Raw genomic sequence first — 20,211 nt, forward strand, 5'->3', positions numbered from 1 at the left:
TTTCTTTTAAAACCAAGTGACCTAAAAATGATAGCTTTCAAAAACAACGTTTTACTCCTTCTCTGCTTTTTTATTTTCCATTCTAGTAGTGCCCAAGAAAAGGATAGTTTATCCCAACAGATTTCTGTTCCCAAAAAAATTGTGACCTATACAACAGACCACTTTACTAGACTACGTCCTTTGAATATTGACTATACCTTCAACGGACCGTATAATTATAAATATAAAGGTGCACATTCAAGTGAAAGCCAAAATAGAGTTAATCATTTTGAACACTTAAGGATTAGTGCTAATATGCGATTTTTTGCTAAAAACAGATGGATTATCGGATCATCCATAGGATACTCTAATGTACGCTTTGATGGAAATATTACCAATCCTATCAGCCAAGAAAACCTTACCCATATTAAAACCTATCATGAGATTTTATTTTCTTTCAATACTCTATACACCACTACTATTTGGGGTAAAAGAGCTATTTTCTCAGGTAGTTTAAGATTAGATAGTAGCATCAAGAATTTCGAAAGATTAAAAGGTTTACTCTCTAGTATACTGATAATTAAAAGCGATCAAAAAACTAATTTCAGTATAGGAGTATTATTCAATATAGACCCTAAAGTGCAGTTGCCTGTACTACCGATAATTGCATACCAGAACCAATTAGGTAGAAACTATTTATTAGACATTACCCTACCTAGTGGTATGCATCTAAGAAAAACCTTTGGCAGTAGCTCAAGACTATCAATTGGAACAGATCTAGAACAAGTAAACTTTTATTTGTTTGATGCATTCAAGGAAAACCAGACCTATATCTATCGTCAGATCGACATAAACTCGGGACTAAAATATGAAAAAGCATTTGGGGACTTAATTCTTACTGCGAAAACAGGAGTTAAAAGCACCTATAAAGCAGAGCTATTTGAGAAAGGTAAAAAATTCTCCAATCCATTATTAGAATTAAAGCCATCTACTCGTTTTTTCGTAACTTTAGGCGTATCCATAAACCCTTTTACTCTCTTGGGTAAGAAAAATTAAGACCAAATGACTTAAGTAAGGTAAAACAATAGTTTCTAAGCTTATATTTATTTGGCTTTATTATGGTAAAATAATTAAACTTAGTACATTTACCCAAAATTTCACATTCATATTTATGTCTAAAACAGTATTGTCATTACAAGGAGTCGATATTTATCAAAATAAAAACAAGATTCTTTCCAATGTTAATTTAAATGTTGACAAAGGAGAGTTTATTTATATCATTGGTAAAACAGGGGCAGGTAAAAGTAGTTTTATGAAAACACTTTACGCTGACCTACCTTTAGACCATGGATACGGTAGTATTGTAGACTATGATTTGAAAACTTTAAAACAAAGAGACATACCATATTTAAGACGCTCGTTAGGGATCGTATTCCAAGACTTTAAGCTTCTTCCTGACCGAACCATATACGGTAATCTTCATTTTGCTTTAAAAGCAACTGGGTGGAGTGAATCGCAAGCAATCGATCGAAAAATTGAAGAAGTATTAAAAGCGGTTGGCATGTTAGAACATATTCAAAAAATGCCACATCAACTATCCGGTGGAGAACAACAACGCGTTGCAATTGCAAGAGCTCTGTTAAATGATCCAGATTTAATCCTTGCTGATGAGCCTACAGGTAACCTTGACCCTCAAACAAGCGCAGAGGTAATGGAGCTGTTAAGAAGTATAAATCAAAGTGGGAAAACCATTTTAATGGTTACCCATGATTACGCCTTATTATTAAAATATCCTGCTAAAACTCTAAAATGCGAAGACGGAAGTTTATTTGAAGTAATTTACAAAACTACCTAAACATAAACTCACCTTATCTTTAGAAATACATTAAAAGTAACCTAGAGTGTAAAGGTTAAAAACAGTCTACTCCATCTTTGCTTAGAAAGCAAGAGAACAGAGATAGCAAAACTCTACTAGGCACTTAATTAACTAAAAAACATTAATATATAACCCAATAACACATATAAAAAACCTTATATGCTGACATTTATTACCAATAGAGAAAAAATTTAATAAAAAAACAGCTCCTGCCTTAAGCAATGTTGTTATTCTCTAGTATTTTCAGTATATTTGCCTTTTATTTTTGAAATTAATTATGATTAAAATTACATTACCAGACGGTTCAGTGAAAGAGTTTGCCTCAGGGGTGACTGCTTTCGATGTTGCAAAAAGTATAAGCGAAGGCTTAGCTAGAAACGTTATTTCTGCAAGCTTTAACGGCACCACCATCGAAACCACCACCGAGTTGACCCAAGATGGTAGTCTAGTTTTATATACTTGGAATGATACCCAAGGAAAGCAAGCTTTTTGGCACTCTACATCTCACGTAATGGCGCAAGCTTTACAAGAGCTATACCCTGGAGTTATCTTAACAATTGGTCCTTCAATTGAAAGCGGATTCTATTATGATGTGGACTTCCAAGATCACAAGATAACAGATGCTGACTTCAAGCAAATTGAAGCTAAGGTACTTGAGATTGCTAAACAAAAGCATGATTTCAAAATGCGTTCTACTTCAAAAGCAGATGCATTAGCATATTACCAAGAACAAAACAACCCATACAAGGTAGAATTAATAGAGAACCTAGAAGATGGAACAATCACATTTTGTGATCATTCTACTTTTACGGATCTATGTAGAGGTGGACATATTCCAAATACAGGAATTATCAAAGCTTTCAAAGTTTTATCTGTAGCTGGAGCATATTGGAGAGGAAACGAGAAAAATAAACAATTAACACGTGTATATGGTATCTCCTTCCCTAAACAAAAGGATTTAACGGAATATCTTGCTCTTTTAGAAGAAGCTAAGAAAAGAGATCACCGTAAATTAGGTAAAGAATTAGAATTATTCACTTTCTCTCAAAAAGTAGGGCAAGGTTTACCTTTATGGTTACCTAAAGGTGCTGCCTTAAGAGAAAGACTAGAACAATTCTTAAGAAAAGCACAGAAAAAAGCAGGTTACGAGCAAGTAGTGACTCCACATATTGGACAAAAAGAACTATATGTAACTTCTGGACACTATGCAAAATATGGAGAAGATAGTTTCCAACCTATCCATACACCAGTGGAAGGCGAAGAGTTTTTATTAAAACCGATGAACTGCCCTCATCACTGTGAGATTTATAATGCTAAACCATGGTCTTACAAAGATCTTCCTAAGCGTTTTGCTGAATTTGGAACAGTATACCGTTACGAGCAATCCGGAGAACTTCATGGATTAACAAGAGTTAGAGGATTTACTCAAGATGACGCACATATTTTCTGTACTCCAGAACAATTAGACGAAGAATTCAAAAAAGTAATTGACCTTGTATTATATGTATTTGGATCTCTTGGATTTGAGAACTTTACTGCTCAAGTTTCTGTAAGAGATTTAGATAATCCAGATAAGTACATTGGATCGGTTGAAAACTGGGAAAAGGCAGAACAAGCCATCATCAATGCAGCTAAAGACAAAGGTTTAAATTATGTAGTTGAAAGTGGTGAAGCTGCTTTTTACGGACCTAAATTAGACTTTATGGTAAAAGATGCTTTAGGAAGAAGTTGGCAACTTGGAACAATTCAAGTGGACTACAACTTACCGGAGCGTTTTGACCTAACTTACAAAGGATCGGATAATGAATTACACCGTCCAGTGATGATTCACCGTGCTCCTTTTGGTTCAATGGAGAGATTTATCGCCATTTTACTAGAGCATACAGCAGGTAATTTTCCACTTTGGTTAGTACCAGAACAGGCTATTATCCTGTCTTTAAGTGAGAAATACGAAAAATATGCGAAAAAAGTTTTAGATTTGCTAGAAAATCACGAAATTCGCACCCTGGTAGATAACCGTAATGAAACTATCGGTAAGAAAATTAGAGAAGCAGAGGTACAAAAATTCCCTTACATGTTGATTGTAGGTGAAGAAGAAGAAAAAAATGGTACCATTTCTGTAAGGAAACACGGAGACTCCGGAAAATCTAACCAAACAATGAAGGTAGAGGAGTTTGTTGCTTTAGTACAAGAACAAGTGAAGGCCTCTATCAAACAGTTTGGAGAATAAAATATAATGTATAACGCTTGGTAAGACAAGCAAAAACTTTTAAAGCCATAGCAGTAAGACAAAACAGAGGTTATAGACCTCGCGAAGAAAAAAAAGATGCGCATAGAATTAACAATGCCATCCGCGTTCCTGAAGTTCGACTTGTTGGAGACAATGTTGAACTTGGTGTATACAAATTAGCAGACGCAATGCGTATTGCTGAACAGTTAGAATTGGACTTGGTGGAGATTTCGCCAAATGCTGAACCACCTGTTTGTAAAGTAATTGATTATAAAAAATTCCTTTACGAGCAAAAGAAGCGTGAAAAAATGCTAAAGGCTAAGTCAACTCAAATCACTGTTAAAGAGATTCGTTTTGGTCCTCAAACTGATGAGCACGACTATGAGTTCAAAAAGAAAAATGCTGAGAAATTCTTAAAAGAAGGTTCTAAATTAAAAGCATTCGTTTTCTTCAAAGGTCGTTCTATCATTTATAAAGATCAAGGTCAAATTTTATTATTAAGACTAGCACAGGATCTTGAAGAGTACGGTAAAGTTGAATCTATGCCTGTATTAGAAGGAAAGCGTATGACTATGTTTATCGCACCTAAAAAGAAAAAAGTATAATTCTAACTAAGAATTAAAAAAATAGTTAAGTAAGATAATCATTAATACCTAGGAAAGAAATGCCTAAAATGAAAACTAAATCTAGCGCTAAGAAACGTTTCAAACTAACTGGCTCTGGAAAAATCAAAAGAAAACACGCTTTTAAAAGTCACATTTTGACTAAAAAATCTAAAAAGCGTAAATTAGCTTTAACTCACACTGGATTAGTGTCTAAAGCAGATACAGCAAGTATCAAAGATCAATTAAGATTAATCTAATCCTTAATTGGAATTCGGTTAAAACAATTTAATAACCCTGGAGTGTGGCAAACTTAGAATTTAGCAAGTGTTATATTTAACCGCCCACTACAAAAACACATTTTAAAGAAATGGCAAGATCAGTAAATGCAGTAGCTTCAAGAGCAAGAAGAAAAAGAATTTTGAAGCAAGCCAAAGGTTACTTTGGAAGACGTAAAAACGTTTATACAGTAGCTAAAAACGCGGTAGAAAAAGCAATGGTATATGCTTACCGTGACAGAAAACAAAAGAAAAGAAACTTCCGTTCATTATGGATCATGCGTATTAACGCAGGAGCTAGACAACACGGACTTAGCTATTCTCAGTTCATGGGGAAAATTAAAGCTAACAACATCGAATTGAACCGTAAAGTTCTTGCAGATTTAGCTATGAATCACCCAGCAGCTTTTGCAGCTATCGTGAATAAAGTAAAATAATAAACGTTTGTCAAATCTGATTTATCTTACTTAATATATAAAAGCCCTTCATTTTACAATGAAGGGCTTTTTTATATTATTTATAAAAAATTAATGAATTTAAACCTAGCCCGATTATTTAATAAACGGTAAAGTTATTCCGCAAGTAAACCCTAGGTCAGAACGCATTTCACTAGGCCCAAATACAGTAACTCTAGGTCCTATTAGAATTTGTATCTTTTGTTCTCCTATACTTGTAATTCCACTTACACTAGCTTGCATAATCATACTACTTCTATCATGTCTCCAATCTTGGCTATATTCTGCTAAGACCATGACTCCTGCTCCACTTTTCCATTGGTAGCTTGCAAAAGGCTCCACCAACATCTGATTTACTGCATCGCGATTTTTATCTCCTGCAAAACTCCAAACTTGATTAATCATTGCTCCAGCTGTCCATCCATTTTTTTGTACCAGAGCAACAGCAGAAGGACCTACCCCCCATTTCTTATTAGTTAAAAGATCTTGGGTTCCCGTAGGAGCTAAAAAGATAGGACCCGCCCCCCAAATTAGACCTTCCTTTTTAGGAATTGGACTAAAAAACGCAGTTACTTCCGTATCACTTAATCCTCTTTGTCTTGTGGCAGGACCTGTAATATCGTACTGCATAACAATAGGTAAAACAACCCTTGTAATCACATTCCACTTTTCAGATATTTGAAAAGGCATTACAGGCTGAATATTAGTAGTATTTCTAGTCCCTCTAAATGGGCCAACTCCAAAATCTGTATCTACCTCAATAGGTAAACTGATAAGCTTTGCAACGGGGTTTGCTAACTTTTTAGCAACTTCCTCTACCGATAAATCTTTATCCGCCTTGGCTGGATGATTTTTTGCATGTTGAGCAAATGCCCCGCCTGATAAACATAAAGATAATACACTTAGTAAAACTGGAATTCTTTTCATAGGTAAATTGTATATATTATTTTAATTAAAATATTTTCCTTATAATTTTATATTAAATTTAAGAAATATCCACCTAATAATCCTAATATACTCTAATAATTATCTTGCTTAGTCAAAATTATTTTAATATAAAGCCTTTATTTAACAAAAATAAACTTGAATATAATCCTACTTACGCACATCAAATAAAAAAATGTACTTTAGTATTTTATTACAGCAATATCACCTAATTATTATTACTATGAAATGTCCTTTATGTAAGGAAGAACTACACCAAAAAAACACCTCTGGTTTTTATCTATGCACACAATGCTATGGATATGTAAAAGATAGCCAGTTTCACTATAGTAAAAAACAAGAAAAACAACATTATCTGATGCATAACAATGATGTGGAGGATATTGGTTACCAAAACTTTGTAAAAGACTTAGTGGATCAAATCACCCATCATTGTACTAGTGAGCAGCAAGGTTTAGATTTCGGTTGTGGAAGTGCAGCAGTAACTAGCTATTTACTTAAGAAAAAAGGATATAATATTGATCTTTATGATCCTTATTTTGCACCTGAAGTAGATTATAAAAACAATGCATATGATTATATATTCTCATGTGAGGTTTTCGAACACTTTTACTATCCAAAAAAAGAAATAGAAACGCTTTTATCCATCTTAAAACCCAATGGTCATTTGATTATAAAAACCCATCTTTACAGCGGGGAACTTGATTTTGATTCCTGGTATTATATAAAAGACCTCACTCATGTATTTATTTATACCAAAAGAACAATCGCTTATATTGCACAGAAGTATAACCTAGATATTCTCTTATTACAAGAGAGATTAATTGTACTTAGAAAAAAAGGCCATATATAAAAAAAAGAGTATTCTCCGTAGAAAATACTCTTTTAAACTTAATATATGTACAACTAGCTTTCTTATTTTTCACCATTTAAGGTTAGCTTATATTTAATTTTTCCATTACATGGTAAAGAGAATAAATCTATTGGTTATTCTCTAACATTAAACGCTCTAACTCTAATAGTCTATTCTCCATGCTTTGCACGTTTTGCTTTAACGACTCTAATTGATTTTGTTGATCAATAGTATGTAGATATAACTCCTCTATTTTCTCTAATTGCTCTATGGCTAATTTATTGAAGTCTATATAATATCCACCATCCTCGGATCGACTTAATTCTGAAATACTCGTTACTCCAGGAAGGTGATTATACGCCTTAACAAACTCTTCTACATATGCTAAATCATTGAAAACATATTTATCATTAATGGTAGAATGTCCATCAAAGTACTTCTCAAATACGTAATCGGCATAGATAGAAGCAGTTGTTATAATTTTACCACTAACAAGCACATCTCCATCAACTTGCAACTTAATATTAGTACTTTGAGGATGAGTTTTGTTTTCATCACTTCCAATAATAGCTTTTGCTGTATTATACACCACTTGATTTACTGCCGTAGCAGGTTTTTTATCTACCTGATTATACCATCCTGAGGCTATGGTTCCAATAGAAATATTTTGAATTTTACTTATGACATTACTATCACCAAAAAAAATGTCTATATCTTCTAGAATGTCCTCCACAGGAGAAATAAATGGCTCTATAGTATTGCCTGTTTCGTCATAATATTTATAGGTTACTGGTGTCTCCTCTAGATCCTTTATTCTCTTAAAATACGTTACTGTTTCGGTAAAACTAAAAGGAGTATCCCCAGATTTACCACTATCAATACTTAAACCACTCCCTGTTGTTTCTGTTGAACCTACTGCAGATACACTAGTATATGCTTGTTTGGCTCTAATTTCCGTAGTTAAGTTAAAAGTTTGTGTTTGATTAGTATTATCTGTATAAGTAAACACAAAATCCTCTCCTGTTTTGGTAATATTCACACTACCAGCGCTATTTTTAATAATCTCTTTTAAAATATTTTTTACCTCAGTATCATTCACTATTAGTCCAAAACTATTAATTACATCAGAGGTTAAATTTAAAGTCGTAGAAGCACCTGATTCATCCACATATACATAACTTATATTGTTATTATAAGGTGCCTCAACTGTTGGATCAGGGGTAGATTTCCTAGTAATATTAGTTAGGACCTCAGTAAATACGCCTTTAGCTGCTCCTCCTGCATCTTTTAAAGTAGCAACCTGAGTAGTACTACTGGTAGCATCGCTCGGGGTTACTTCCAATAAATAAGTACTGGTGTTTTGACTAATGTATTGCTTAATTTCACCGCTAGTCACTAGGTGAATCCATCTATACTTATCAGCGGTCTCTATCGTTTTATCTTCCGCCCAAACATAGAAACCTGGAGTTAAATCATTAGTATCATCATTAGTGGTATTAAAAATCATTAATCCTAACTTTGGATTTCCTCCGGAGATAGAGGCCTTATCGGATCTAGAAGATAAAGCAATGGTAGGTAATAGAACTCCCTTATCAGTAGAAGAGACATGTAGCGCTGCAGAAGCATCCGGAAGGAGTGTTCCTATACCCACCCCAATACCAGAATCCTGGGCTTGCATAAAACCATAGGATAGGAACATAGATAAAAGTATAATTCTTTTCATAAATCAATTATTATATTGGTAAATATTATATTTCTTATAAGTATAAATGTATTAAATAAAAATTTAATATTTTAAACAATACCTAATTTATTATGATATATTATGAACTTTAAATTATTAAAACAGATAAAATAATAAGGTTATATTTATAAAATATCACAAAAAACACAAATTACTACTTCTATATAGCCTCATTATCTATTTTTGTTAACGAAACTCTAAAAAAAGATAATTCCTACAGTTCACTAAAAAAGACTTTAATAACCTTAAAAAACACCCCCTTAGTCAATGCACTTACAAAGGTAAATAGCACTAAAATAGAAGTGTTTTATTTAGTTAATAGTACATTATTTTAGTTAAACACCTGAGTTTAGCAATAAAGCTGAAATTACCTTTGCTTTCAAATGCTAATAATGTGTTATTCTTTAGGCAAAAACTAAAAACAAAACGTATCTTGAATGCTCAATTCTAAATAAGAATACAATGAAAATAGAAATATGGTCAGATTTAGACTGCCCCTTTTGTTATATAGGTAAAAAAAACTTGGAATTAGCAGTTAACCAGTTAAACTTCAAGAACAAAATTGAAATTAGATATAAAGGTTACCAATTAGATCCTACACTACCACTAGAGGCATTAACTATTAGTAATGAGCAGTATTTAACCCAACATAAAGGTTATCCAGCTCAACAAATCAAACAAATGTTTGCCCATGTAACTCAAGCTGCCCAACAAGTGGGAATCAAAATGAATCTAGATAAATGTATTCCAGTAAATACCTTAAGAGCACAAAGACTGATTCAACTAGCTCAAGATCATCAATTAGCTCCACAAATGAACGATACTCTTTTTAAAGCTTACTTTACTGACGGCCTAAATATCGGAGACCTTCAAGTATTAAAACAACTAGCCATGCAAATTGGTTTAGAAGAGCAAGAAGTTACTCGCGTTTTAGAATCCCAAGAATACCTAGATCAAGTAAATGAAGATATCAACCAGGCTAAAGAATTACAAATTCAAGGAGTACCTTTCTTTGTAATTAATCGAACCTATGGTATCTCAGGGGCTCAACCAGTAGAAAGCTTTTTACAAGCCTTAACCCAAGCTTATGAAGAGTTTACTATAGGTCTAAATGGCTCTTCCACTGCTCAAGGCAATAGTTGCTCTATAGATGGGTGTGATTAATATAGAGAAGAACCTTTTATAATTAAAGGTTCTTTTTTTTGTTCACTTAAAAAGATAATAACTTTACCTTTGTAAGATGAAAATAAATAAAATTCTACAAAATTTAGATATACAAGCTCTCAATGCTATGCAGCAAGAGGTGTTAAAGCAAAGTCAAACTCAAAAAGAGTTGGTATTACTATCTCCAACGGGTTCTGGTAAAACATTGGCTTTTTTATTACCACTTATCCAACATTTAGAGCGAGATAAACAAGGAGTACAAGCAATATGTATTGTCCCAACAAGGGAACTAGCCCTACAAATTGAAGCGGTTTTCAAAGCAATGAAAACACCTTTTAAGGTAAATACTTGTTACGGAGGCCATAGCGTAAAGACAGAAATGAATAATTTCTCCACTCCTAGTGCTTTACTTATAGGTACCCCAGGTAGATTAAAATTTCATATTGAGCAAAAATCCTTTGATCCTTCTACTGTTACTAGTCTAGTGATAGATGAATTTGATAAAGCCTTAGAACTTGGTTTTACCCAGGATATGGATTATATCATAAACTCTTTTAAAAATCTGAGTTTTAAAATACTTACCTCAGCTACCAAATTAAGTAAAATACCTGCTTTTACTCAATTAAAGCAAACTAAAGAACTGGATTTCTTACATATTGAAAAGCAGCAGCCTCAAATAACCTATAGTAAAGTTGTTTGCAAAAGCACTGAAAAACTAGAAGATTTAATTAAGTTACTAGCCAAGATTGGTAAAGATACAATTTTAATATTTTGCAACCATAGGGATGCTGTAGATAGAATTAGCCAAACCCTAGCCAAAAACAAAGTTGCTAATAGTGCTTTTCATGGGGGGCTTTTACAAGAAGATCGTCAAAGAGCCTTAATGAAATTTAAAAATGGTAGTTGTAATATATTAATTAGTACAGACTTAGGCGCAAGAGGCTTAGACATCCCTGAAATTGGACATGTGATTCATTATCAAATGCCACAAAACCAAGATACCTTTATACACAGAAATGGTCGTACAGCTCGTATGAAAGCTAAAGGGAAGGTTTATTTGATCTTAAGTGAACTAGATAATGAATTATCTTATATTGATCAAGATATCCCCTTAGAGATATTAAAAAACAATACGGTAATCAATAATAAAACGGACTTTCAAACCATTTATATAAGTGCAGGCAAAAAAGATAAAATCAATAAAGTAGATATTGTTGGTTATCTTATAAAAACTGCAGGCTTAACTAAAGAAGATATTGGTTTAATAGACTTAAGAGACAACCAAGCTTTTATTGCAATTAAATCCCAACGTGTTAAAGCTTTATTAACCAACTTACAAGACACCAAAATCAAGAATAAAAAAGTTAAAATTGCCTTAGCTCGCAATTAAAAAATGCTCCATAAAAACCTTTTGATTTTTATGGAGCATTTTTCTATAATAGATAAAGTTATTCTCAATTTGTATTTGTGTTTAACAAGGAAGCTTGAAAGGCTTTCCACCCCCATTGTTTACGCTTTTTGTTATACACCATAAAAGCTTTGTATTGAATCGCAGACTCATTGGTAATGAAATTTTTCTCCAAGAGTTGTTTGTCAAAATAAACATCTCCTATAAATCCTATTCCCTCTGGTAAAATACGTACAACTCCATGTCCGGATTTAACCGCTTCACTAACGGCATCCTTTGCTCTTTTTAAAGTTTGTACCATATAAAAGCCATTATCTCCCTCTTTTTGCAAACGTGCCTCAAAGAGCTCTCCTACTACTGGATCCTTAATAAAACCATCGTATTTGATAAATCCAGACAAATTTTTACTTTGGATAAAATGCAAGATCTTTTTGTCATGATGAATGAATTCAGCTACAATTATAATAGGTTCAATATCTTGATAAAGCAATTCCTCTGCAATTCCTTTATATCGTTTATAAAGTAAATAATTACTATCTGATTCTCTTACCATCTCATACCAAGGCTGCTTGATCCATTGGTTAACTTGATTTGGTACAGTCAAGGAACTTTGCTGACTTACTTGAAGAATTTTAAATATTTCCGTTCTAGCCTCTACATACATCTTACTTTCAACAAGTAAACTACAAAACTCTTGTCTCACCTTGATTAAGAACTCCTCTCTAGTAGGTAAGGACAAAGCTTTACAATAACAACTAAAAGCATATGGCTGGTTGTCGTGATATAATTGAGCAAGCATCTCCCAAACCCAATAATTATTGCTCTTTATTCTAGCAAAGGGTAGAAAAACTTTCAATGCCTGTTTTTGATCACCTAATTCCAATAGAATTTTACTTCTGTAATAAGCAGGATAAACATAGTTTGGGTACTTTAGCATTAATTGAGCAAGACGTTCTTGAAAATACTGTAGTTTCTGACTTCTTTGTACTTTATCTGGAAAAGCATCACCTTGAAGCAAACACTTAGCATAATTAATGTATATCTGTTCTACTAAAGCAATGGATTTACGCCCATTAAAAAAAGGCTCTATATAATCTTGAGCTTCAAAATCATCCAAGGTACACCAATCTAGTACTTCGGTATAATTATTATAATTTTGAAATCCTTGGTTTAATGTTCGAATAAGTAAGCTGAAGGTTTCACTAGGCCTTGTAAAGCTAAAGGTTTTCAAGATATTAAATAACTGATTTGCACGTATGAAATTCCACTGTTTTCTTTGCATTAATGCCTCCAATAAGCTGCGAATTGGCCAGGCTAAACTATCAAATAATAAATTAGGAACCTCCGGTAGTCCTAAAGTGGAAATATTTTGAAAATACTCCATAAATGAGTCAAAGTCTCCTTCTATAGCAAACTTCTTTAAGAAATCGTAATAAACCCACCCTAGAGTAAGTTTACTTTCAAGCTCTTGGGGATTTGCATTTAAGTTTTGCTTTGCTAATTGCAATGCCTCCTCTAATTTACCTTCTTTGCGAAGTACAGTAACAGACTTATTTACCATATCAATAGATTTAAATACAACGTTCACCTAAGTAGGCTCCTCTAGGCTCAAAATACAACTATGCCTCTTTAAATATACAATTATTTTTTATTTTATAAAATACTTAGACTTGTAATTTTATAGCTACTAAGACATTAGCTAGAATTATTAATACCTATTAATTACTATTCTAATCTAGAATATTGCTTATTATTTTAATATACCCAGATCCTTCTTAATACTTTAATACTTCACTACTTCTAAAAAAAGAGAGAATAATAGCAATCTATGTTCTACTTGAATGTCAAATTAAGGGAAATCTACTCCAATTGAAGTACTTTAGTAAAATAAGATCCTATTTATTTAAATAATTAAACATAAGATAAAATCTAACAAAGTCTTTATCTATGTGTATTCACAAGGATATATCGGATATAAAAATCACTAAACCAATAGATTATAAAAAAATATGGAGTCGTAGATTTGGAAATATCAAAAATATTTTAGAATTTTACTATTAACAAATAATGGCAATACCATGACTAATCCAAATTTTAACCTTAACTGTACTTTTACAGCAAAGCTTCCTCAAAAGCGTTGATGGAGATTTTGTGATTAGAATTCTGCTACACCCAAAATGGTTATCTGACCTATTACATTACTTTTATCTGAAAAAGTTTTACTAGCAGAATATTCTTTCTGTTGGATTCAATTATAAGTCTTTACTTAAACGTACTATAGGGATTCTATAGAGATACTGCTGTAGACCCAATTTTCTAGCCACTATGCTACAAGGTCTATAGTTACTTTATGAAAATGCTTGACTTTAGCTTTAAGCTAAAAAGCACATAGGAACCTTATTGGCTTTTTTTAAGTATAGCAGTTGTATTTAGTCCATGCTATATACAAGGAGTACCTGTAGATAGTCTTGCCCTATTACTGCCTGAACTACGGCAATAATCACTAATGTAATGCTCCCTAGACATTATTTTTCAACCTACTTTACTTAATAAACCTTTTAATTTTAAAAGGTGAGACCATAATTTTAAAGAATTATTTATGGAAAGCTTGATTCACAATTCACAATCAGGTTTAACTCATGTAGTCATAATGCAACATGCAGTTACCAATCAAATACTAGCCTTAAAATCAATCGATATACAGGGCAATATCCAAGGAGTAGAACCTATTCCTGAGAATTTTAGCAAATTTTTGAAGGTCCATCAGGATCCCCTTGTATTTATGCGATTTTTTGCCAGTTATCTTTCTAGGGCAAAAAATCCCCAAGTTTATACTTATTATAAAATTCCAATTCGAAGTGTTTGGAAAATTTTAAAAGAAGTAGAAGATAGCGATGATCCGAATTTATTGAAAAACCTCTTAAAGGAAGATCCTACTCAGTACAATAATACTACACCTATAATCCAAAGTAAAGAAGATTTAATAGCCTATTTAAGTAAAGACAAATTGTCCTACACAAGAAAAGATCTCTTAGAATACAAGAGGATATTCTTTGAATGCCGTCTACAAAGACTTATGATTAATCAACTAATTGAGTTTGGCATAAACTACGGATATATCATAGCAAAATCAGACATCCCAAAAAAATGCAGGTTTAAAGGCATGGTGATAAAAATTCCAAAAAAGAAGGGGAAAATTTTACTTCAACTAGATTTTACACACAGGCTTCTAAGTACGACGGAACAAATTCAGCTATTGCAAAAATTAAAAGAAAACATTCGCAATTATAAGCTTCTAAAACAAGAAACTACTATCTATTTTAACCCCAAGACGATTAAAAAGACGAAAATTATCCCGGGAAAAAATAGCCCACTACCCTATTTATTGCAGCAAGCTACCTTAGTAAAACACAAAGAACTACAAAGCAATCCAATTTTGCTTGAACTACCTACCCTTGAGTCTAGGGAAGATAACACAGAAGGTTTAATTCTAAAAGAACCAGAAAATTTAATAAATAAATCTAAAAATCAATCCTATGAAACGAAGAAGAAACTCCCAAAGTCTAAAGCAGTTAAACAGGAGAAAGAGGAACTACTTAGAGAATCAGATCAAAAAAAAGTACATCAAACAATTGAAAATGCAATTGAAAACACAGCTCAAAAGACAGATGAAGAACTCCGTAAACCAATGCACATACTCCCAGATTCTCAAGAAAATATCCTTAGTGAACTAGAGCATTCCTCCCGCTGTACACAAACCACAGTTAGACCAACTGTTTTCCATGAAAATCAAATCAATTGGAAGCAACTAGAACTATTAGGGGTAAGTAAAGAGACTCTAATTAAAACCAATCAACTAGAGTTGTTGTTAAGGGGGTATAAAACCAATAAGTTATTCTGGATTCATTACAAAGGAGATGCTATAGTGGCAAAATTAGAAGCTAGAATTAGCTTTAGGCACAATGAAAATGGCTTAATTACAATTGCCTTACACGGTATAAGTTCTCAACCACGTTTGTATTTACCCTTCTTTGATCATTCATTTACTCAAGAGGATAAAGGAAATTTATTACAAACTGGAAATATGGGAAGAGTAGTAGAATTAACCAATAAATTTAGCCTAGAAAAAGTTCCCTCTCTTATTAGTATAGATAAATTAACTAATGAAATTGTAGGTATTGCATTAGACAAAGTAAAGATTCCTTCCAATTATAAAGGAATTGATCTTAGCTTAGAGCAACAAGAGGTTCTAGCTAGTGGTAAATCAATTTTTCTCCAAGGAATGAGTTCTAAAAAAGGCACCCTATTTGACGCTTTTGTACAATACAATGCAGACAAAAGATACTTAGAATTCTTCTTTAAAAAAGAGCAAGAATTGCCTATTGAATACAGCCCGCTTGGTATACCAACAAGCTTTCGAGGAGTAGCCTTTACTCTAGAGCAAATCATTGATCTAGAAAATGGACATTGGGTATATTTAGACAATTTAGTCAACAAAAAATTCAGGCCATACAAAGGATATGTCCTTTATAATTTTGACAAAAAAGTATTAGACTTTTATTTTGAACAACCTTAACTAAAAGGGACTATCTCACAAAGGTTACTTGGCTGTCATTCAGAAGTAATTTATTAGGTATAGTTTATGTTTTAGATTAAATTAAATTATACTAAGTAAAATACGATATTTATTAAACAAAAAAGGGGCTGTCTTCAATTGTGAGACAGCCTCTTATTTAAACTATTGGTTGTTGGCCTATTCTTTGTAGCTCTACTTTGACTAAAAATTGTATCTGGGTCTTAATGCGCGTATAATTTTTTTGTACATAATAATCAAGAGGCATAGCCCCTTTATAAGCAGGCTTGTTTCTAACAAAAGGCAAATTTAAAGGCTCACCAGCTACCTTCTTGGACCTATTCACTAATAGTTTAGCATTAAAAACTACTTGATTCAAGTCCTTTGCATTTGATTGTGAGAGGCATCCCACAAAATACCCCTGCCCTAATTGACTTATTTTAGCACTGGGAATCAGCATATCTAACTGAGTAGATACAGAACTGCTAAAATGACTATCACTATTGGTGTATCCTTGCCTTTTCTGTATAATTCTACCAAATCGTTCGCTTAATAACTTAGCAGTCTCTCCCAAAACCTGTCCACTAATAATATTACCTAAACTATTGAAGATAACCTTACTTTGCTTTTCACCATAATCTCTTACTAATTGAGAATAATCTTGGAGGCTTAGAGTGGTGGAGATTTTATTACTTCTTGCAGTAGCTATAAAATGATCTAGCCCATTTAAATAAACCGTTGGAAGCTCATCTATAATCAAAGACATCTTATTTTGTCCCTTTTTATTAATTAGTTTCATTATTCGACTCATATATAATCCTATTGCGCCACTGTAAAGTTGCTGTCTTTGTGGACTACTACCAATGCATAAGACCTTAGGAGACTTAGGATTATTTAAATCTAGTGTAAAATCATTACCGCTCATCACCCAATATAAGTTTTGTGAAACTAAGCGGGAAAGAGGAATCTTTAAAGAGGCTATTTGTCCTTGTAGTTGATCTTGAGCCCCACCTTGCAAGGCATCTGTAAAAGCCGATAAATAATTCTCAAGTTCTGAATAACTACTCAAAATAGTGAATACCGATTTATAGGGCTGATTCACAAACTCTATGACATGGGGTAAGGTACAGTACTTTCCATCTTGATATAACTTTAAAAACCAAATCACGGCAGTAAGCAAAACAATGGGCGACTCTACAAAAAAATCGCCTTGTCTTTGTATTCATGTCTTATTCAAATTAAGTAAAATACTATGAGCTGCTTCATAAGCGTCATAAATACTTTGTAAATGAGCTGGGTGTATTGCATTACAACGGTGAGAAGTCCTAACATCATCAAAGTTTAGAACATAAAACTTTGATGTATTTTGCTTGTGTTTTCTACACTTAGAAAGGGTAAAAAACGTAGTTTTGGTTAAATCATCAAATTTAAAATCATAAACTAGCATAGAAAATCCTTTTTTTAGATGTTGCTCAATAAAGGAGGTAATAATCGTATAAGTCTTTCCTGACCCTGGGCTTCCTATGACTAAAGTTCCTCTAAAGGGGTTTAATATATTTATTCATCCAGCTCGGCGTTTACCTTTATAAAAATAATGTGTGGGTATATTTAAAGAATCCTTAGAAACAATCTTTCGCTCTTGCTGTAAAAAACTTTCGTTAAAGGTGTTAAACACATCATTATCTATACTTTGTTTTAAAACTCTTCTAGATAATAAAAGACTATAACCTACTATTAAATAACCTATTAAAGTTAACCAATGAGAATGTTTTATAGGATAAATTCCTAAAAAAACATATAATTCACTCAAACAATAAACAAATATGCCCCCTATAGCGGCCACTATCAACCATATAGGTTTACCCTGATAATCTTTTCGTACTTGAGTGCTGTAAACACTTAAAACTAAGAATAAGCCAGCAGAAATTTTCAAAATATAAAGTCCTTTAATTAAAGGATTAACCAAAGTCGCAGCACCTTTAATTTGCTGAGAGTTATAAGTAGATAAATATATATTTAATACATAATACCCAAATAATATCAAAAGGCTAATCCCTAGAAGAAGTGAACTACTCACTTGATAATTAGTTTTTGAAAAAGCCATGATTTAGAGAGTTATAGATTGACCTGCAAGAGCCTCAGAAGAATTAGACGGTCCCAAGAGTTTTATGGTTTTCAAAAATCTTTGCTCAGATATAAGGTGTTCTTTATTCCTTTGCAATAAGAAATCAAACACTGTATCTATATCTAGGTGTTGTGTATGGTACTTTACAATTGGTGTAACAAAGGGATCTACTACTGTAGTGTCTCGGGTTTGTTTTGTAAACTGATCTGCATTTAGCTCCAAGTACATGTCTTTGGTGATTTTATAAGTTTCCAATTCTCTTGGTTTATATAAAGTATGTAAAGGGATTACCACTTTTAATTGGCGATCACTTACATAGAAATTCCCTAGTTTTATTTGGCTATCCCGAACCAGCTTTATGCCTAATTCTTTACAAAGGATAATGCATTCTAAAACGGTTGTAACCCCTTTCATCTTTTTCTTTAAATCTTTGGATAAGTTTTTTAAATGGAGAGTTTGCTTGATATATTTCTTGGATTTTTTATTGCGATATTCCACCCCTTTAAAGGAAAAATCTGGACCGAAGGTCGATTCATGTAAATGCCTTCCCACACAATTTGCCTTGTTGTCGATAGCAAAATATACCAAATAGCTCTTAACACTAAATCTATCGATGGCGTATTCCATCTTGCAATCCATTCCAAAACTGCGAAGAATAGCCCTATAGCTTTCGTAACTCCAATAATGAAAATTCTTATTTACAGCTTGTAATACATTTTTAATTTGCTTCATTAAATTACCTATACGATAATTCACAGGCTTTATCACTAAGGGTTTATTTTGCTTTGTTCATGTTGGCAAACCACTTAGAGTGTACTTCTCAATAAACTCCTTACAGATTTCATTTAAATAAAACTGATCATTATACTTAGCAAATTTATGGGTATAAACTGCTCTGCGACATCCCACAATATGAAAATGTTCCCTTAGAAGATCAGCGTGCTTAAAAACCACATAAGGTTGATCAAGCATACCTAACTCCTTCATAAAGTCTCTGACCAAGATTTGGCTCTTTTTTTGTCCCATACTATCGTTGGGATGCGGATTTAAAGTAAGATGAAAAGCTGGTTTAGCAATGCCAAAACTGAGTTTTTCATAACGGCCCAACCATTGAATTGCGTGTTCTTCTGCAAGACCGAAATTCAAATCCTCCAACATATTATTACAATACAAAATACAGGCATTGGCTTGGTGTACTTTTTCGAAATTATATTTCAAAGCACCAAGACTACTCTGGGTATAACTAATATTGGCTATCATTTACTGTCTGTTTTAAAGGATTAAGGGCCTTAAACTCTTCAATTAAGTTTACGATCTTTTTGGATAAAAATGCCAACTTCTTTGTTTGTCGGATTAAAAAATATAATAACTCCTTTTGCTGGTAGACTAAGGTATCTTGATTTTGCACTAGCTCAGAATAACTTTGTGCTAAAAAATGGAACTCTTGGTATAAACAAGTAAGTCTGCTATAAAATGCAAAAGAGTCATCTTTACTTTTTATTAAAGCCTTAGCATCAAAGAATAATTTATCCTTTAAAAACGCATTGTAATTTTTAAAATCACTTACTACAAATAAAAGGGAAAGTCGTTGTTGTTCTTTAGGGGTAAGAGTGATAAAAATCCTCTTAGCTTTACTTTGATTGCTTTTTCCAGTAGCACCTTTGGTCGAAATAGATTTTGGCTTAAAACTTGTCATAATAGTTTGTTTTTTAATAGGTTAACTATATATTTTAAAAATAGTTCTACAAAGAAAAAACTATTATAATTAAAAACCTATGGCCAAATAAGGACACACAAAGCCAAATGAAGCCATTTTTGCATTTAAATTAAATAAGGACCATAATTCTCCTAAAAATCGAGTAGGAGGCTGAAGATTATTTCTTCAGCCGACCTCTCACACCACCTGGCATACGGATCCGTACCAAGGCGGTTCTTAACTTTACGATACTTTTAAGTAGATGTCATGTATAGAAGTATAG

At 32.7% G+C, this 20,211-nt stretch carries 19 protein-coding genes; 10 read left to right on the forward strand and 9 right to left on the reverse strand.

Features of this window, described 5'->3' with window-relative positions; all coding sequences use genetic code 11:
• Window positions 1–141 precede the first annotated feature (141 nt).
• The 6 genes from ACYSNX_RS09075 (at window position 142) to rplT (ending at window position 5,402) form a co-directional block, all read left to right on the forward strand.
• Window positions 142–1,035, forward strand: a complete 894-nt coding sequence (locus tag ACYSNX_RS09075) for a hypothetical protein (protein WP_461754361.1) — start codon at window positions 142–144, stop codon at window positions 1,033–1,035.
• 115 nt (window positions 1,036–1,150) lie between these two features.
• The gene (locus ACYSNX_RS09080; RefSeq protein WP_461754362.1) at window positions 1,151–1,834 is read left to right on the forward strand and encodes a cell division ATP-binding protein FtsE; all 684 of its coding nucleotides are present in this window, start codon (window positions 1,151–1,153) and stop codon (window positions 1,832–1,834) included.
• Window positions 1,835–2,132: 298 nt separating this feature from the next.
• The gene (gene thrS, locus ACYSNX_RS09085) at window positions 2,133–4,085 is read left to right on the forward strand and encodes a threonine--tRNA ligase (RefSeq protein ID WP_461754363.1); all 1,953 of its coding nucleotides are present in this window, start codon (window positions 2,133–2,135) and stop codon (window positions 4,083–4,085) included.
• Window positions 4,086–4,132: 47 nt separating this feature from the next.
• Window positions 4,133–4,690 (forward strand): translation initiation factor IF-3, encoded by a 558-nt coding sequence (infC, locus tag ACYSNX_RS09090; RefSeq protein ID WP_461754378.1) that lies wholly within the window; start codon window positions 4,133–4,135, stop codon window positions 4,688–4,690.
• A gap of 59 nt (window positions 4,691–4,749) precedes the next feature.
• Window positions 4,750–4,947, forward strand: coding sequence for a 50S ribosomal protein L35 (gene rpmI, locus ACYSNX_RS09095; protein WP_461754364.1), 198 nt, complete (start codon window positions 4,750–4,752; stop codon window positions 4,945–4,947).
• 110 nt (window positions 4,948–5,057) lie between these two features.
• Window positions 5,058–5,402 carry a 50S ribosomal protein L20 gene (gene rplT, locus ACYSNX_RS09100; RefSeq protein ID WP_461754365.1) on the forward strand — a complete coding sequence of 115 codons (345 nt, stop codon included), beginning with the start codon at window positions 5,058–5,060 and terminating at the stop codon, window positions 5,400–5,402.
• A gap of 114 nt (window positions 5,403–5,516) precedes the next feature.
• Here the strand turns inward: rplT and ACYSNX_RS09105 are convergent, their stop codons facing one another.
• On the reverse strand, window positions 5,517–6,347 hold the full coding sequence (locus tag ACYSNX_RS09105; protein ID WP_461754366.1) for a hypothetical protein: 831 nt from the start codon (window positions 6,345–6,347) through the stop codon (window positions 5,517–5,519).
• A gap of 193 nt (window positions 6,348–6,540) precedes the next feature.
• On the opposite strand from ACYSNX_RS09105, the gene ACYSNX_RS09110 reads away from it, so the two are divergent.
• Entirely contained in the window at window positions 6,541–7,218 is a 678-nt protein-coding gene (locus ACYSNX_RS09110; RefSeq protein ID WP_461754367.1) for a class I SAM-dependent methyltransferase, read from the forward strand.
• A 127-nt stretch (window positions 7,219–7,345) separates the two neighbouring features.
• Here the strand turns inward: ACYSNX_RS09110 and ACYSNX_RS09115 are convergent, their stop codons facing one another.
• The gene (locus ACYSNX_RS09115) at window positions 7,346–8,941 is read right to left on the reverse strand and encodes a hypothetical protein (protein ID WP_461754368.1); all 1,596 of its coding nucleotides are present in this window, start codon (window positions 8,939–8,941) and stop codon (window positions 7,346–7,348) included.
• Window positions 8,942–9,424: 483 nt separating this feature from the next.
• Between ACYSNX_RS09115 and ACYSNX_RS09120 the strand changes: the two genes are divergently transcribed.
• Complete coding sequence (locus ACYSNX_RS09120) at window positions 9,425–10,126, forward strand: DsbA family oxidoreductase (protein WP_461754369.1); 702 nt, start codon at window positions 9,425–9,427, stop codon at window positions 10,124–10,126.
• A gap of 76 nt (window positions 10,127–10,202) precedes the next feature.
• Window positions 10,203–11,516 (forward strand): DEAD/DEAH box helicase, encoded by a 1,314-nt coding sequence (locus ACYSNX_RS09125; RefSeq protein WP_461754370.1) that lies wholly within the window; start codon window positions 10,203–10,205, stop codon window positions 11,514–11,516.
• A 64-nt stretch (window positions 11,517–11,580) separates the two neighbouring features.
• Here the strand turns inward: ACYSNX_RS09125 and ACYSNX_RS09130 are convergent, their stop codons facing one another.
• A complete protein-coding gene (locus ACYSNX_RS09130) occupies window positions 11,581–13,095 on the reverse strand; it encodes a tetratricopeptide repeat protein (protein WP_461754371.1) in 1,515 nt (504 codons plus the stop codon).
• Window positions 13,096–14,133: 1,038 nt separating this feature from the next.
• Between ACYSNX_RS09130 and ACYSNX_RS09135 the strand changes: the two genes are divergently transcribed.
• On the forward strand, window positions 14,134–16,110 hold the full coding sequence (locus tag ACYSNX_RS09135) for a DUF3945 domain-containing protein (RefSeq protein ID WP_461754372.1): 1,977 nt from the start codon (window positions 14,134–14,136) through the stop codon (window positions 16,108–16,110).
• Between the two features lie 157 nt (window positions 16,111–16,267).
• On the opposite strand, the gene ACYSNX_RS09140 is transcribed toward ACYSNX_RS09135, so the two are convergent.
• The 6 genes from ACYSNX_RS09140 to ACYSNX_RS09165 are packed head-to-tail and all read right to left on the reverse strand — an operon-like array spanning window position 16,268 to window position 19,928.
• Window positions 16,268–17,275, reverse strand: coding sequence for a TraM recognition domain-containing protein (locus ACYSNX_RS09140; protein WP_461754373.1), 1,008 nt, complete (start codon window positions 17,273–17,275; stop codon window positions 16,268–16,270).
• 54 nt (window positions 17,276–17,329) lie between these two features.
• Window positions 17,330–17,668 (reverse strand): type IV secretory system conjugative DNA transfer family protein, encoded by a 339-nt coding sequence (locus tag ACYSNX_RS09145; protein WP_461754379.1) that lies wholly within the window; start codon window positions 17,666–17,668, stop codon window positions 17,330–17,332.
• Window positions 17,669–18,211, reverse strand: a complete 543-nt coding sequence (locus ACYSNX_RS09150) for a hypothetical protein (RefSeq protein WP_461754374.1) — start codon at window positions 18,209–18,211, stop codon at window positions 17,669–17,671. It abuts the gene before it with no gap.
• Window positions 18,212–18,214: 3 nt separating this feature from the next.
• A complete protein-coding gene (locus ACYSNX_RS09155) occupies window positions 18,215–18,964 on the reverse strand; it encodes a hypothetical protein (protein WP_461754375.1) in 750 nt (249 codons plus the stop codon).
• Window positions 18,965–19,021: 57 nt separating this feature from the next.
• Window positions 19,022–19,492: a relaxase/mobilization nuclease domain-containing protein gene (locus tag ACYSNX_RS09160; RefSeq protein ID WP_461754376.1), complete on the reverse strand. Its 471-nt coding sequence runs from the start codon at window positions 19,490–19,492 to the stop codon at window positions 19,022–19,024.
• Complete coding sequence (locus ACYSNX_RS09165; protein ID WP_461754377.1) at window positions 19,476–19,928, reverse strand: plasmid mobilization protein; 453 nt, start codon at window positions 19,926–19,928, stop codon at window positions 19,476–19,478. The genes ACYSNX_RS09160 and ACYSNX_RS09165 overlap by 17 nt, the downstream gene beginning before the upstream one ends.
• Window positions 19,929–20,211: the final 283 nt, after the last annotated feature.

The sequence above is a fragment of the Myroides sp. LJL115 genome (genome assembly GCF_054871665.1).

What these genes read in the sequence shown, in the direction of transcription:
- ACYSNX_RS09105 (WP_461754366.1), bottom strand. Translation starts at nt 6,347, where the DNA reads ATGAAAAGAATTCCAGTTTTACTAAGTGTATTATCTTTATGTTTATCA.
- ACYSNX_RS09155 (WP_461754375.1), bottom strand. Translation starts at nt 18,964, where the DNA reads ATGAAGCAAATTAAAAATGTATTACAAGCTGTAAATAAGAATTTTCAT.
- thrS (WP_461754363.1), top strand. Translation starts at nt 2,133, where the DNA reads ATGATTAAAATTACATTACCAGACGGTTCAGTGAAAGAGTTTGCCTCA.
- ACYSNX_RS09150 (WP_461754374.1), bottom strand. Translation starts at nt 18,211, where the DNA reads ATGGCTTTTTCAAAAACTAATTATCAAGTGAGTAGTTCACTTCTTCTA.
- ACYSNX_RS09110 (WP_461754367.1), top strand. Translation starts at nt 6,541, where the DNA reads ATGTACTTTAGTATTTTATTACAGCAATATCACCTAATTATTATTACT.
- ACYSNX_RS09080 (WP_461754362.1), top strand. Translation starts at nt 1,151, where the DNA reads ATGTCTAAAACAGTATTGTCATTACAAGGAGTCGATATTTATCAAAAT.
- ACYSNX_RS09130 (WP_461754371.1), bottom strand. Translation starts at nt 13,095, where the DNA reads ATGGTAAATAAGTCTGTTACTGTACTTCGCAAAGAAGGTAAATTAGAG.
- ACYSNX_RS09135 (WP_461754372.1), top strand. Translation starts at nt 14,134, where the DNA reads ATGGAAAGCTTGATTCACAATTCACAATCAGGTTTAACTCATGTAGTC.
- rpmI (WP_461754364.1), top strand. Translation starts at nt 4,750, where the DNA reads ATGCCTAAAATGAAAACTAAATCTAGCGCTAAGAAACGTTTCAAACTA.
- rplT (WP_461754365.1), top strand. Translation starts at nt 5,058, where the DNA reads ATGGCAAGATCAGTAAATGCAGTAGCTTCAAGAGCAAGAAGAAAAAGA.
- ACYSNX_RS09160 (WP_461754376.1), bottom strand. Translation starts at nt 19,492, where the DNA reads ATGATAGCCAATATTAGTTATACCCAGAGTAGTCTTGGTGCTTTGAAA.
- ACYSNX_RS09165 (WP_461754377.1), bottom strand. Translation starts at nt 19,928, where the DNA reads ATGACAAGTTTTAAGCCAAAATCTATTTCGACCAAAGGTGCTACTGGA.
- ACYSNX_RS09115 (WP_461754368.1), bottom strand. Translation starts at nt 8,941, where the DNA reads ATGAAAAGAATTATACTTTTATCTATGTTCCTATCCTATGGTTTTATG.
- ACYSNX_RS09120 (WP_461754369.1), top strand. Translation starts at nt 9,425, where the DNA reads ATGAAAATAGAAATATGGTCAGATTTAGACTGCCCCTTTTGTTATATA.
- ACYSNX_RS09125 (WP_461754370.1), top strand. Translation starts at nt 10,203, where the DNA reads ATGAAAATAAATAAAATTCTACAAAATTTAGATATACAAGCTCTCAAT.